The organism is Bradyrhizobium sp. WSM2793 (genome assembly GCF_000379585.1).
In the GTDB taxonomy this organism is placed as follows: Bacteria; Pseudomonadota; Alphaproteobacteria; order Rhizobiales; family Xanthobacteraceae; genus Bradyrhizobium.
Window position 1 is genome coordinate 23,463 of record NZ_KB902785.1, and the last position, 14,087, is coordinate 37,549.

Annotated in this window: 13 protein-coding genes; 6 read left to right on the top strand and 7 right to left on the bottom strand. The window is 59.0% G+C overall.

The annotated features are described in order from the left end of the window. Positions 1-100: 100 nt before the first annotated feature. The 3 genes from A3AS_RS0119805 (at position 101) to A3AS_RS47400 (ending at position 4,144) form a co-directional block, all read left to right on the top strand. Positions 101-1,474 (top strand): hypothetical protein, encoded by a 1,374-nt coding sequence (locus tag A3AS_RS0119805; protein WP_245283225.1) that lies wholly within the window; start codon positions 101-103, stop codon positions 1,472-1,474. 46 nt (positions 1,475-1,520) lie between these two features. Then, positions 1,521-3,803, top strand: a complete 2,283-nt coding sequence (locus A3AS_RS48385) for a di-heme-cytochrome C peroxidase (RefSeq protein ID WP_245283226.1) — start codon at positions 1,521-1,523, stop codon at positions 3,801-3,803. Positions 3,804-3,982: 179 nt separating this feature from the next. Next, the gene (locus tag A3AS_RS47400; RefSeq protein ID WP_157644315.1) at positions 3,983-4,144 is read left to right on the top strand and encodes a hypothetical protein; all 162 of its coding nucleotides are present in this window, start codon (positions 3,983-3,985) and stop codon (positions 4,142-4,144) included. 17 nt (positions 4,145-4,161) lie between these two features. On the opposite strand, the gene A3AS_RS50065 is transcribed toward A3AS_RS47400, so the two are convergent. Then, positions 4,162-4,731 (bottom strand): hypothetical protein, encoded by a 570-nt coding sequence (locus A3AS_RS50065; protein WP_157644316.1) that lies wholly within the window; start codon positions 4,729-4,731, stop codon positions 4,162-4,164. A 151-nt stretch (positions 4,732-4,882) separates the two neighbouring features. On the opposite strand from A3AS_RS50065, the gene A3AS_RS50070 reads away from it, so the two are divergent. Both A3AS_RS50070 and A3AS_RS49085 read left to right on the top strand, forming a co-directional pair. After that, positions 4,883-4,987, top strand: a complete 105-nt coding sequence (locus A3AS_RS50070) for a hypothetical protein (protein WP_157644317.1) — start codon at positions 4,883-4,885, stop codon at positions 4,985-4,987. An 88-nt stretch (positions 4,988-5,075) separates the two neighbouring features. Beyond that, positions 5,076-5,321, top strand: a complete 246-nt coding sequence (locus A3AS_RS49085) for a hypothetical protein (RefSeq protein ID WP_084674862.1) — start codon at positions 5,076-5,078, stop codon at positions 5,319-5,321. 360 nt (positions 5,322-5,681) lie between these two features. Here the strand turns inward: A3AS_RS49085 and A3AS_RS0119835 are convergent, their stop codons facing one another. Further along, positions 5,682-7,301, bottom strand: coding sequence for an ATP-dependent Clp protease adaptor ClpS (locus A3AS_RS0119835; protein ID WP_157644318.1), 1,620 nt, complete (start codon positions 7,299-7,301; stop codon positions 5,682-5,684). A 1,565-nt stretch (positions 7,302-8,866) separates the two neighbouring features. On the opposite strand from A3AS_RS0119835, the gene A3AS_RS47410 reads away from it, so the two are divergent. After that, entirely contained in the window at positions 8,867-9,085 is a 219-nt protein-coding gene (locus tag A3AS_RS47410) for a hypothetical protein (protein WP_157644319.1), read from the top strand. Positions 9,086-9,772: 687 nt separating this feature from the next. On the opposite strand, the gene A3AS_RS0119845 is transcribed toward A3AS_RS47410, so the two are convergent. From A3AS_RS0119845 to A3AS_RS47415, 5 genes are all read right to left on the bottom strand, one after another. After that, positions 9,773-10,102: a hypothetical protein gene (locus tag A3AS_RS0119845; protein ID WP_157644320.1), complete on the bottom strand. Its 330-nt coding sequence runs from the start codon at positions 10,100-10,102 to the stop codon at positions 9,773-9,775. 145 nt (positions 10,103-10,247) lie between these two features. Continuing rightward, the gene (locus A3AS_RS45260) at positions 10,248-10,892 is read right to left on the bottom strand and encodes a hypothetical protein (protein WP_018319314.1); all 645 of its coding nucleotides are present in this window, start codon (positions 10,890-10,892) and stop codon (positions 10,248-10,250) included. Continuing rightward, complete coding sequence (locus A3AS_RS0119855) at positions 10,867-11,781, bottom strand: DNA-processing protein DprA (protein WP_018319315.1); 915 nt, start codon at positions 11,779-11,781, stop codon at positions 10,867-10,869. Before A3AS_RS0119855 ends, A3AS_RS45260 begins: the two co-directional genes overlap by 26 nt. Before the next feature lie 895 nt (positions 11,782-12,676). Further along, positions 12,677-13,117, bottom strand: coding sequence for a hypothetical protein (locus A3AS_RS0119865; RefSeq protein WP_018319316.1), 441 nt, complete (start codon positions 13,115-13,117; stop codon positions 12,677-12,679). A 14-nt stretch (positions 13,118-13,131) separates the two neighbouring features. Next, a complete protein-coding gene (locus A3AS_RS47415) occupies positions 13,132-13,287 on the bottom strand; it encodes a hypothetical protein (protein ID WP_018319317.1) in 156 nt (51 codons plus the stop codon). Between the last annotated feature and the right edge of the window lie 800 nt (positions 13,288-14,087).

Here is a 14,087-nt window from a genome sequence, read left to right on the forward strand (position 1 = left end):
TGATCCGGTCGCCCGCATTGCCTTGGCGAGGCGCGTAGCGCCGAGATGTCGTTGTTCGACAGTTGATGTTTACAGTTTTGGTCTTACAGAGGGATTTCCAATGATCGCGAGCGGCCAAACGAACCGATCTCTGTTTCCGCGACGGCTTGCAAGCTTGTTAGCGGCGGGGGTGATGTTCGCCGCAGCTTTGGAGCTAGGAACGGCTCCGGCGCAAGCGGCCTCAAAGCCACTTGCGCCCAATGATGTGTCCATTCTCTTTCCCCCGCCGAAGTCGGCGGGCGACCTCGCCAATCTGATCGCCGTGTCCGATCTTGCGGGCCCTTCGGGCTCGCCGCAGCGGTTGTTTTCCGACGCGGACTTCGCGCGCTTCATCGCTAACGCCGAAAATCCGGAGCATCCGGGCGTGCCGGGTTCGGGTGCACGGCACATTCAGTTTCCCGATGCCGTGAAAAAGATCGAGGCCTGGTTTGTGGCCGGCATCCGGATCGATCCGGGCGCGCCGGGATTGTCGCCGGAGATCATCGCCCAGTTCGGCCGCCAACCACAAATCCGGCTCATCATTCAGCCGGTGACCAATGGGCCGGACGGCTTCAAGGTTCATGACACTGCAGGCCACCTTATCTTCAGCTTTACCCTCGACCCCGACCGGCCTCTGGACGGTTGCGCGCCGTTCCCGCGATTCAAACCGGACGACGAAGCCTTCAAGGCGATCGTTCGTGACGTCGCGACCTTGCGCGATCAGCTTGGGGCCGGACAGTTTGGCAATGCCAAGGTCTCGACTGCCGGTGATCTGAATGTGCATCCGGGTCTTGTAGGGGCATCGGCAAAGGCGTTTCGCGATGCACTCAAGACCTTGATTGAGAAGCATCTCTCGCCGCAGCGCCTCAACACCATGGCCGTGATGGGCATCGCACCGCCCGAACCCTGGATTTTCGTGTCGATGTTACGGGTGCCGCAAGCAGGCATAATACCGGTGCCCGGCCCGACGCTTGATGGCATGCACGCGGCACAGATGTTCAGCGCCATCGGCGAAAAGCACGTGGTCCCGCAACCGGGCACGAATAATCAAAATCCGATCACGTGTCGACACGCGGCATTGCAAAATCCGCCCTTGCCCCAAGATGATCGTAAGGGTGTTTCGACCTCCGAGTTCATCGATGGTAACGTGCCCAACAGCCGCATCATCGAGATCGTCAAGACCATTGCCGATACGAAGAAGAGCCACTTCTTCAATACCGATTGCGTGAGCTGTCACACCGAGACGGCACAGCCACTCGCCAGGAAAATTCCAAATTTCGCAGCGCTTGGCGTGAACCGCGCGGTCTGGCCGAAAGAAGACTGGAATGTTCGCAACTTCGGTTGGTTCCCATCCTTTTTGCACGGCGGCCCGGCAACGGCGACGATAACCAGGCGCGCGGCAGCCGAGACGTCCGACGTGGTCGCCTTCATCAATAGCCAATTGCTGAACAAGTAACAGACGCCGTCGCCGTTCCCGGTAGCCTGCCGGGCCGGCTGGACGCATGAAAAAGATGGATGGAGTCCTTGCTATGGGCAGACCTTCTTTTGGCTCTCGTCTTTATGCCTGGTTGATGCGCTGGCCTCATATCACCAGCCTGTTATTGGCAATCGTCGTTGTCGTGATCGTGGCGGCCGGCCTGGTGTATTTCGCCCCGGAGAAGGTTCGCGAGGCAGCCCTTAAGATCAAGAACGATGCCAATCTGGTCGCTCAATTACTGCCTGCGACCCTGCCCGAGCCATCAAAAATCGAAAGCGCTTATTGGTTGCCGCAAAATTGGAGCTCTCGCCAGCGTTACTGGTTTCACCACACATCGCAGGGGACAGCGACCATCCCTGTCCCTTATCAGTGGTTTTTGGCCCTGGAACGCCCGGAGCTGTCCTTCTCTTACACGAGCTTGACAGACGAGAACTACCTGCGCCGCCTCGGCTTCATTCCGAGTCCTAGCTCAAAGGACTTCGCCGGTAATGCGCCCGCATATGGTTATCACGACGATGCGCCGAGTGGAAACACAACCAACCCCGGGTGGACTCCAAGCGCGCCCGAGAACCCGAGTGCTTTGCCGGTCGGCTTTGCCATCCTCAAGGGCGGTGTCGATCCGGCGACTGGCGTCCCGTATGAAGATCAAATCGGGCTAACCTGCGCCGCCTGTCATACGGGTCATCTCGAATACAAGAACGTCAGCATACGGTTCGACGGCGGGCCGGCGATGGTCAATCTGGGCGAGGTAGAAAGAGCGGTTGGGCTGTCGATCGGCTACACGCTGATCTTGCCGTGGCGTTTCGAGCGTTTCGCCAGCAAGCTGGAGCAGATCAAAGGGCAGAGCGTCGATCGAAAGCAGCTGCGAAGCGATCTTGAGCTAGCACTTCAGAAGATCAAGAACCAAAAGGCAGAGACCGACAGACTTTTGGCGGGACAGGGAGTGGCGGATCTCGATGAAGGCTTCGGCCGACTTGATGCGCTGAACCGGATCGGGAACCAGGTTTTTTATACCAACCTACTCGATCCCTTGACCGGCGAACTCTCCGAGCCACTCCTCAAGGGCAACTTTGCGCGCCATGATGCGCCCGTGAGCTTTCCGCCGATCTGGGACACGCCGTATTTCCTTTGGGCACAGTATGACGCCTCTGTTCTCAACGAACTGGTTCGCAATTCAGGCGAAGCGCTCGGCGTCAGCGCAAAAATCAATATGACAGCGGCCGCGCCCGGACGGCCGCTTTTTGCCTCATCCATACATCTATCCGAAATCGCGCGGTTCGAAGAGCTGCTGCGCGGCACCGATCCCTTTTCGTCCGAAGATGCAGGAGGCAGAAAATTCACCGGACTCGTCGCACCCCGATGGAAGGACGCGCAGGAGAACTTCCGCGGTGACCCAGCCTGGACGATCGATGAAAAGCTCGTTGAACAAGGTCGCGATCTTTATCGTGCTCACTGCTTTGAATGCCACCGAGGCCCGGTGAACGATGCTGGCTTCGACAAAAAGTGGCCGGAAGACTCGTTCTGGAGCGCAGAGAACCCCGATCGCTCAGCCAAGAACGAGAAGAATTGGGTAGAGATTGGCGGACATCATTATTTTAACGTCGTCCAGATGCCCGTCTCGGCGATCGGCACCGACCGCCAACAATCTAACGTCCTCATGACGCGACGCGTTCACCTACCCGAGTCACTCGGATTAAATCCTGCAGATGACCTCAACAAAGCCGGAGGCTGCGGCCTTCAGGCAGATAAAGGCGCAGATCCTCTGTTTGTACTCGCGCTCATGGACGTGGTCGGCAAAACGATCGACCAATGGGTCATTGCGAACGGCACTTCTGAAGAAACCAAGCGGCAGATGTGGGGGCCGAGGAAGAACTGCCAAAACCAGCGAGTCTATGTCGGGGCGCGTGCGAGCCGCAACGGCAAGGACGAAGTAGTTCTCGCCCTTGAGCCTCAGTACCGGGCGCGCCCGTTGGACGGTGTTTGGGCAACGGCTCCTTATCTGCACAACGGGTCCGTTCCGACACTGAGAGACATGTTGGTGCCGCAAGCCCAACGGCCAACGTCGTTTTGCGTCGGCAGTCGTGCGTTCGATCCGATCAAGGTCGGGCTTGTTACGAAAGCAAAGGCGACAGATAGCTGTGCGGCCGGCCTGACGAACTTCGATGTGTCGCTGCTTGGGAACAGCGCTCGCGGACATTCCTTCGAAGGCAAGGAAACCGACCTAGCGAAGCTGCCGCCTGGCGTCATCGGACCAGAATTGACCGACGCCGAGCGGCGAGCCCTTGTCGAGTATCTCAAGACTCTATGAGCGATTCGTCGCCACCGAACTATATGTCGGCGCTTTACGTTGGACCTTCCCGTTGAGTTCGCACGCGGATCGTCAGCACGCGTGCCATTCGGCAGAATCATTCATGCCCCGCCGACGCTAACGAGTCGCCGACAAGGAGACAGCCGCCGAGTTCGTCCGCAGGTTCCAGCGAGAGGCCGATGACGTTTCTCAGGAAGACCTCGCTTGCGACCATCACGATCACGGAGAGGATGGCGAGCTCGCAAAGCCGGCGGCAAAGCCGCTCGACGCACCCCTCCGCCGGCTGCGAAATGACCGCGCGCGGCGAGGTGTCCGGAAGTGTCGAGCATCGGGGTTTTTGAGAACGACACCATGTCCGTCAGCGCCTCAGAGCCTTTCGAACCTTGTCCAAGAGTTCGATCCCTCGGGTCCCTCGGTTTTTGCCCAGTCGTCGTATTAGGGCTTGATCTCTGTTCGGCGTCCTCGACGTCAGCTTCGGAGGCATGATCTCTGTCATTTGCAAAGCGAGGTTGAAGTGAGGTCCTGGTCCTCGGCGGCCATTGCTTTCGTCGTTTTGTCTGAGATCCCGCGGACCGTGTCCTTGACCGTGGCCTGCACGGACGGCGACAACAGGTCCCAGGCACGCTTGTTCACGAGCAACAGCGAGCTGACATCGCCGACGTTGAGCCCGGTTAGTGTATTTGGAGAGATCGCGCCAAACATAGCCATATCCCGAGCTTGCCGTGACTGCGGCGTCGACGACGCTGCGATCGAGCGCAGCGGGCACTTCCGCAGTGCCCAGCGTCACCGGCGATCCGCCCGTTCGCTTGATGAACTCGGCTTTATTGGACGAGATCACCCTGATTTTCTGGCCCTGGAGGTCCTTAAGCGACTTCAGCTCCTTGCGCGACCAGATCACCTGCTCCGGAAAGACGTACTCGCCGATCACGACGATGCCGCGCTTGGCTGGCGCTCAGCGTCTCGGCGCGACGCATTATCGGGGCAGCATCTGGTCAACCTGATCGACGATGCCGGCTATCTAGCGCCGGATCTCTGAGAGGCTGCCGAGCGCCTCGGCGCTTCGCGGGGGATGTTCGGCGGTGCTCAAAGAGCTGCAGAAGTTCGACCTGCCTAACGTCCTCGCGCGGACTCTGAGTGAGTGTCTGGTGATCCAGCTTCGTGAACTCAACCGGCACGACCCCTGATGCAAGCGCTGGTGGACTCTCGAGCTGCTTGCCAAATGTAACATTTAGTTTATGCACGCAACTGTGCGGTGTCGGTGATGACGACATCATGGACATGATCAGCAAGATCCGCAGACTCGATCCGCAGCGGGCTTTGAAGTTCGGCACATCGCGGACGCAATATCGCACCGGATGTACATGTGGGGCCAAGACCAGAGGCGGTTGGCATGTCGAGCTCAACAGCGACACGTTGCCGCGCGTGCTGGTGAATGAAATCTACTGCAAGGAACTGTCGAAGACGATCGGCAACCATGTCGAAATGACCTACTTCAGTGATCGTCTGCAGTACATGTGAAACCAGCCAACGATTTGTGCAGGCTAGATGCTCTGAGCTGCTCACGCGCCTCGATTCAGTTTTGAACGGCTAGCGAGCTCAGAGGCGCACCATCGAAACGTTCCCGCGACCATCCACGTAGCAGCGACGTCAGCTTTCATCCTGGTTTCTGCGCGGCGGAGCGAGACCCGTATGGGTTCACCGAAAAGCATGCCGGCTCATGGTCCGTCTGCATGCGCCGACGCACGAGCGCGGCTGCGGGGTCCCAACTTCGCCGGTCAGCTCGCCGCCGATCTGAACGTCGGCCAACTGACGGATTTCGGACAGCTGCGCGCACACTTTGTGGTCGCTCTTGCCCCTTGTCGCGGCTCACGGTCCAGCTTACTCGGCCCGCGATCCGTGCCCCCTCATCGGCAGCATATCATCCAGCGCCTGATCGATATCATTGCAGATGACCGTTTTGCCGCCATCGCGCGCGATGGACGATTGCGCGATGCGCCGCACGAACTCCTTGATGAAGGCGGCGCTGAGGCCCTCGCTCTGTCGCACGGCTTCATTGACAACAGCCTCAGTGAGTGGCAGGCGTTTGCCATAGAGCCGCACCAGCTTGTCGCGGCCATGAGCATCAGGTAAAGGCACCTCGATGACCTGGTCGATCCGGCCAGGCCGCGCCGCGAGCGCGCCCTCGAGCTCTTCCAGTCGGTTGGTGGTAAGTAAGAACAGGATGTCGGCGTCCTCCTTCAGCCCATCCATCTCATTGAGCAGCTTGTTGAGCAGCACTTCTTCGCGCGTTTCTCGCATCTCATTGCGGTCGCGCGCGATCAGATCGACGTCCTCGATCACCACTAATACCGGCTGCAACAGCCGGGCGAGGTTCATATATACACCGAGCGCACCGACCTCCTCGGCTGCCATTATTAGGGTGGTCTGATCAGCCAGGTTAGTTGCGAGGTATCGGATCGTGTGGGTCTTGCCGGTGCCGGGCGGGCCATAAAGCAAGATGCCCTTGCGTGTCGATTGGCCGAGCCGGCGCAGCGCATCGCGCATTCCGACAAAGCTCAATACATTTCCATCGAGCAGTTTGAGCACCTTTTCGGGCAGGATCACGTCCGCGTGGTCTACCCGGGGCCAACGATGCACCGTAACGCCGCGCGAACGGCCGCTGTAATTCGGATCGCTCTCGAGGGACAGGATCTTGCCACGGTACGAACCGGCGGATTGTACCGCTCTCTCCAGTTCAACGAAGCAGTGCTGCGCGAAAGACTCGCCGGCCCCGCCGGCGGGCACCGCGACCTCGATGTGCATCATCTCCTCTGGGTCTGTCCCGCATTGTTGCGCTGGCTCGCGGTAATAGAACAGCACGACAGCGTAACGAAACTCGTTCGCCTCGGATAGCCACAGCCCATTGTGCAGGCATTTGACTGGCGTAGCCTCGCCGATGTCGATCTCGTGGTATTGTGGCGACGCCAGCCAGACGGGATCGTGTCCGGCGCGCCGGAGCTGCGCGAATGACAGCTTCTCCAAAGTCCATCGCTGCTGCAGGCCAAAGAAGCGGACCGGCGAAGCGAACAGCTTGTCGATTGCGATCTGGATGTCCGCGCGCATGTGGCCGGGAAATTGCCGCACCATAGTCACGAGGCTGTTCGGCGGGATATCGGCGAAATGCCAGGCAATCGCGTCACGGGCCCATTCGAACTGGATTTCGGACGGATCTGGCGCCTCGGTTTCGTCAGCAGGCTCGGAGGTGATTTGCAACGTATGTCCTTCAGCTCCGATTCGTTCCTGCGCCGCATCGAAGAGCGCCTTTGCAACTGACGGTGGGAAGGGGCCGCACGCGGCCTTGTCCTGCCGTTCGATCAACATGGAAAGGGCGTAGGCATCGCGCTGATGTCTGCCGAACACCTTTCGGAATAGATCCACCACGAAACCGCGCGGCGTCTTACCGCCATCTTGAAAAACCAGCTGTACAGACTCGGGCACAGTGCAAACTTGATGACTCATTTGAAGCTCTTAGTATGAGTGAAACGGTTTGTCGTTGGCCTTACTTCGCTTGATGCGCTCCGTTCCTCGTACGGTTGTTTCGATGAACTTGCGCTTTGCCGTCCAGGCGCCATTTAGCCGCATGGAGTGGGGAGAACTCATTGGCGGCTCACGGTGAGCTTCATCAAGGTCGGCGTCGATTGGGCCGAATGGCGCAATCGACTGGGATAGCCGAGTAAGGACACGCAGGCCCCAGCGGACCAAACGCACAATCGCGTCGTGGACCTGGGCGACGGCATGTTTGGGCTTTGTCAGTATCCTCACAATTGTGCTGTCTCCTACAGTCCTTACGCGCCCGTGTTGGTGTAAAGGGCGAATGATGTCACTGCTTGTCATCCAGCCTCTCTCGTTTCCGGATCTTTCAGCAAATTGCATGCCGGTCGGGAAAGCGACTCTCAAACTGTTCTTTGCAGGAGAATCGGTACCTGCCCAGGAGCATGAGCTTCGCTTCTTGAAGCTCGCGAGTTGTCAGATTAGCGAGCGGAAATTCACGCGCATCGCGGTTCTGCCGACGGCGCTAGCCACACTCCGGCCGGCCTGTTCGCAACCGACATCCCCCCTTTTGGACAAGCGCTAGCGATAGGCCCCGCCGCGCCAGGATACGACTGAACTGGCGCTAACAACCGCGCCGCCGATGACCGGGATGTCCGCTGACTTGGGCTGCGCCTCATCACTGCTGATGTGGTGGATAATAGGGGGCATGGACTAGCAGTAACGGCGACGCGTTGCCGAATAATGCACCGACAGCTGCGGCGTTTTGGTACGTTGTGCTGAACATCGGCGGCATTCGGGAGTGCGCTGAAGAGGCCCGGCCACCCTCGACGCGTTCGGGCGGCATGCGAGAGTGCTTGCGCCGGTAGGACGAGAGTCGTCAATCCGGATTTAAGGCCCCATTGCGCACTAATGTTACCGGACAACTTCCCTGTCGGGTCTGGGGCGGAACTGACGACAATTCGGTGGCGGCTATGGCAGGGAAGATCAGCACAAGCGCAAAGCGCGAGATCACATTAGCGCTGGCGGAACGTTATCGGACGAGCGGGCAGCTCGAGAAGGAACGGATTTTGGACGAACTGTGCGCCGTTACGGACGGCATCGTCAGCACGCGTTCCGAGCACTGTGGGGATTCGGCGGTGCCGCGGCGACGGGCCGGACCTACGGAGCTTCCATTCGCGTTGCACTTATTGTGCTATGGGACGCCTCTGACCGGCTCTGCCGTAGGCGGCTCATCGCGATGATCCCGTTCTTGCTTCCGGGTCTCGGACGGCACGGCAAGTTGAAGCATTCTGCCGATGAGCGGCGGGAGGTTTTGAAAGTGAGCGCGGCGACGATCGATCGCCTGCTGAGCGACGTAAAGATCGCAGCAGCCGGGGGACGCCGACGGCGGCGCGGGCCTTTCCAGTGCCGTACGGCGCAAGTCCCGGTGCGCACATTCAATGACTGGGAATCACCTCCGCCGGGTATTGCGAAGCGGATCTGGTTGCGCACGGCGGCATGTCCGTATCCGGCGCGTTCATTCAGACGTTAACATGGCGGATATTGCAACGGGGTGGACCGAACGCTTTCCGCTCGTCGTGCGTGAAGCAGCTCTTGTGGTCGAGGCTCGAGCGCGCGCAGAACCTATTCCCTGGCCAATTCGTGGGCTCGATTTTGACAACGACTGCGCCTTCATGAACGACGCGATCGTGTCGTGGTGCCGTTCTCACCTTGCCGAAGTCACGTTCCAGGGCCTACCAGGAGAAGATTAGGCATTCGTTGAACAAGAGAACGGAGCTATCGTTCGCCGCCTAGTGAGTTACGGGCGGCTTTAAGGCATTGATGCCGCTCGCTCATTAGCTCGCCTGTTTGCGGCTGCACGGCTGCACATCAATTTCTTCCAGCCCTCCTTTAAGCTGAAGGAGAAGCATGCGAAGCCACCAAGGGATCAAGGGCTATCTTCCTCCCGCTACGCCGTACGAAAGAGCATTGGTCCACCCGGGCTCAATGAGGCATAAAGGTTGGCTGCGGGCGCACGCTTGATCCGGTGGCATTGCTGATGCTGGACGCTCAAATCAGCTGGGCACGCGTTGATCAGCAGGCTGGAAAGCCAGCGAGAACGGTGCCGCCGTTGCGAAGCGACTTGGTGCCCTTTGACCGAGAGTTCGGCAATGGTTGGGAATAGGGTGAGCAGCGGGGCATTCATCGGCGCCGCTATGTGCGGCGCAAGCCTGTGCCACGTCGGCCATCGATGCTCGACCCCTACATTCCCATCATCCAGGAATGGATTGCCGCGGCTCGCCAAGCTTCCAAACAGCGATTGAAATCGCTCACGAAAATACCCCTCAGTTACCCACCTTTTAGAACCTCTGTTCTGGTGGGTAACAAACAGGCTTTCCTCTGTTCCCGGGGAAGGAAATGGCGGAGATCGTGCGTGACCTCTCGCAACGTCGGCCGCGTCAGCCAAGAAGCCGCCGGCTGACATTGATGATGAAGCCAGCGGGCGCGCCGATGATGGCGCCGAGCAAGCCGTAGCCAAAGGCGGCAAACGCGCCGACCATCACCACGCCGTAGAAGAAGCCTATTCCGGGGCACAAGACCATCATGCCAATCAAGGTCTGATCGTTTTTTTCTTCGATCCGGTGCAGGCGTCGCTCTTTGGAGCTCTCCACATAGGGCCCGGCTGGCTCACGCGAGCCGCAGTGCCGGCAAGCCAAGGCCGAAAACGAGACACCGCTGCCGCAGTCGTTGCAGCCTATCAGTTCGTGTTGTGCGCGCTGACCCGTCATGAGCCCAGCCTCCTCAGTACCCCGCGGCGCTATAAGGTCCACCCTTGACGCGATGGGGGTGTCGGCGGGCATTTGTTGTAATGGGTTAGGTCGGGCTGACGACGATCAGCTTAGACGCCATCGCCACGCCCCCCGGCGAAGATCTCTATTTCAGCAACTCATCGATCGAAACCTCGCCAAACGGAGTTGGAATCGCGCGCCTGGCGACGAAAAGACCGATCACGCGCGTCTGTGGCGCGCGCTCCAAAATCATCTCCTTGATGGCCTTGAAATGGGAGCCTGTCGTGAGAACGTCGTCGAAGATGCCGACAATACCACGCAGGTTTTGCAGGTGGTTTTCCGCGATCCTGTAGTTCTGCTTGAGTTCGGCCGGTGCCTTCCGGTTGCCGCCCTTGAACGTGTCGGTAGAGGCGATCTGCTCAATTAGTTCCCGGACGTCTGGCGGCGCCGGCGCACGGATTCCTCTGCAAACCTGCACCATCCGATCATCGTAGGCAGGATCGGTCTTCACCTTCGATGGCGGTATCGGAACGATCGTGGCCTTGGCTAACCATTCGGCGTTCAAGACCGCAGACAGGTCGCGAGCGCATCTGGCAACGGCCGGAGCTTTGTAGTGGTAGCCACCATCGTTACGCTTCTTCTGAAGATTGTGAATCAGCTGATTGGTGTCGCCACCCTGCCAACCCTTACCGGCCGTGTATTCGTAGAGGAAATGACAATCGTCACCCTCATCGAGGTACCAGTGGTCCCGGCGGTTGGTCTCGTCAATTTGCTGAAGGAGGAGTGCCATTACCCAACGCACCCCAGATATCGCCGAGGTCGCGAACACGGATCGCGCCCCGCTTCTCGAAGTTCGCCGGCCAGGTGATGTCGTCCCGCTTGAAGCAAGAATCGAGAATGAACAGCTTGCGGCCCTGCTGAAGGGCGGCGCGGGCTTGCGTGAGCGTCCCGCTTGTGTCGCTGGCCTCGACGATGATCGTTCCCTCGGTGAGAGCGCTCATGGTGACATTGCGCTCAGGGAAAAACAACTTGTTCTGGGGGACGTGCTGGCTGGCGTACCGGAGAACTGGCACCTGAGAAATAAGCAGATTGTCCTCCGCGATCCTGCGCTGGAGCGCCTGATTTTCCTTCGGGTAATAGGTCCCGATCGGTGTGCCGATCACAGCGACCGTATGGCCCTTCGCCTCAAGCGCGGCCGTATGAGCTGCTGTGTCGATACCGGTCGCGAGTCCCGAGACGACGGTGAAGCCGCGCTCAACCAACGCACGTGACAACTTTCCCGCACGCAACTTCCCGTCTTCACTTGGATTGCGGCTGCCCACAACGGCAACACATCGGGTCTCAACGAGCTCCCAAGCGCCTTGAAAATAGAGCATCTCGACCGGATGCCTCGCATCTCGGAGCTTCGCAGGATAGTTGCCGGTGAGATTCAGCCGAGTGCCGAACCTAGACACGCCTGCCCTCTTGAGCGCGGCTAAAACTTCGGATGCGCGAGCGTCGGCCACCATCCCTGAGACGAAGTCGGAGGGCACGGCAGTCGGATCTGACGCGAATTTATCTGCGATCGTTTTGAACGTAGCCCCCTTCTCGAGCCACAGCGCTTCGTACGCACCCAACTCCCTGCGCGGCGAGATTGACCGTACGGCCGGCCCATCATTCATTCGTGCGAGAAGGTTCATCGTCCAACCCTAGCTAGGCTCTGCCGCGGCGTCGAATCCGCAGAATCGAAGTCCCCTACTTTGAAGAGCCAACGCTTTTCGGGGGCCAAAGCGTCAGGAGAGCGTATCACGTTATAAGAACAAATCAAGAACATGGCGATATATCGTTACAAAACATCGGGTTAAACGGTTAATATTTTCTTGATTGCACTTGGCGCGCCCGTTCATCGGGCCCGGCCGGGACTCTATCGGTCGGCCGCCTCAGCCCCCACGCGATAGCGGCGTACGAATCGCGGCCTCCATGGGCACCCGATCGGCCAGCCGCCACTAAAAACAGCTGCCCTCCACCAGAAGGGAAAAGGTGTTGATGAGTTGGCGCCGTTCGCTCGCAGCGCCCCGGTCGACGAGTGTTGGCTAGGCAGCGGTCCGCGCGGCTCTGCCTATGGTCGCCCCCGACCCGTTAGGGTGCGGCGGCTTCCAAAGCGAACGATCCGTAGAGGGTCGGTTGGGGCGGTGCGCTTTGCGGGGGACCGCGCCCCCTTCCTCTTGCGGACGTTGACAATCAACATACGGGAAAATCGCCACCGTCCCATGCGGAAAATCCGCATGGCACACGTTGTTCACAGTCTGCGATAAGCAGTCACGACAGCATCCACGTCACGCGATTGTCCGCATAAGCGAGCTCCGCGAGGCCATCACTGAGTTCTCCGGACGCAGTAGTGAAATCAAACGTGCTGGAGGCCCACGACGAACTGCGACGGCAAATTTCGTCGCGATTTCCCTTCGTATTCGAGAGTCTTCGCGATTGCGGTGGCCGGATCGGTGGAGTGGCGATGCCGCGGCATCTTTGCGCTCAGTACGGCCACTATCTCGAAGACAGCTTCGCGCGGCTCATGAAGGAAGTCGCATCCGTTCCCTAGTCGGCACCGCCCCATTCAGCCCTCGGAGCTATCGTCAGAACGCCCCATCGGGCGACGCGATTAAGCCGATGAATCCGATCCGTCAGGTAGAAAAGACCGAGAAGGGTGTTCGATAGCAGGTTCGCCAAGGCGAACCACGTAAGCGCACCAGAAAAGCCGGAAGATGGTCGGCCGCCAATTCGGCGCGGCCTCAGCCAACCAATATTTGTCGGTAACGAGAAAACGTAGCCAACGATGTAGAGCGCGAGCGTTAGGAAGGCCATGTAGCCGAAAAGGAACGACAGAAAGCGCCGGCGGCTCAGGTTCTCGAAATACGTTTCCGTGTTGACCTTGTGCTCGAGCCGAACAGGTGGTTCCCCGGGCATAGGGTCATCCATCTCCTGCTTGCCGAAAGTCGCGACCGCGGCAAGTGCAGCGATGAAAAACCCTGTTAACACGCCAAGGAAGTTGCTCAGCCCAGCGGGCCCAGAGCATCCTTCACGAATTCGGATGAGACGAGAGGCAGAGCGAAGATCGCCGCGAGAACAATCGATAAGCCGAAGTCGAACTTCCACTTCTCGGGGTGAGCTATCATCAGATACTGCAAAGGGACGAGGATCTGCCACATGGTTTTCTATCCAACGAAGTCTTTGATCTTCGAGATCAGTTCGTCGCTCAGAGTGTCGGAGACGTCCGGCAGAGCCTGACGAAGTGTTACCTCTGCAGACTTCACGAACAAGGCTTCGCCGGCATCCGCCCTGGCGGTATCGACTTTAGCACTGTGAGCTTTGCTCGTTTGAAGGATGAGGCGCCATCGCAAGATCAAAAAAGGATAAATCGCTGATTGCCCCGCAGAATGTCGCCCCCGCGCCACTGTGTTTTTCCTTGGGAACATCGCATAGCGGCCTACAGAATCAATGCAATGGACGATCTACCAAAAGTTGATCACCGCTTTTGGCCGCAGAGCGTAGTTCCGCGACCCAATTTTGCCGCGGCCAAGCCTGCCGAGGGTCTCGGAAATGCGCGTGCACTTGTTGACGAACATGACGCTGCCCGACTTCGGCAGACCGACACGCTTGTATTCCGCAATTAAAAAATCTATTCGGTTTCCGCAGCCGCTCGACCTCTGAATGAAATGCGGACTGGCTCGAAGACTTGGATTCCCAGGCGAGCGTGACTGGGTTCGCGGTAGACCTCGATCACGGCTTCAAAGGCGACGGTCGCACTGCGGTGAGCCCCTTCTTACCCTGCTGTAAGGGGCCACCGCAGGCGCAACCAATTGCACATCAGATCATTGCGTGCGGCGCCCACCCGCCTGTACGACTCCCGGTCAAACTGGGATCCTGCTAGTAGGATTACCGAGCCATTCTGGCTTTGAGCGGCCAGGCCACGATGGCTTGGTACTGATTTGCGCTGAACCAACCGTGT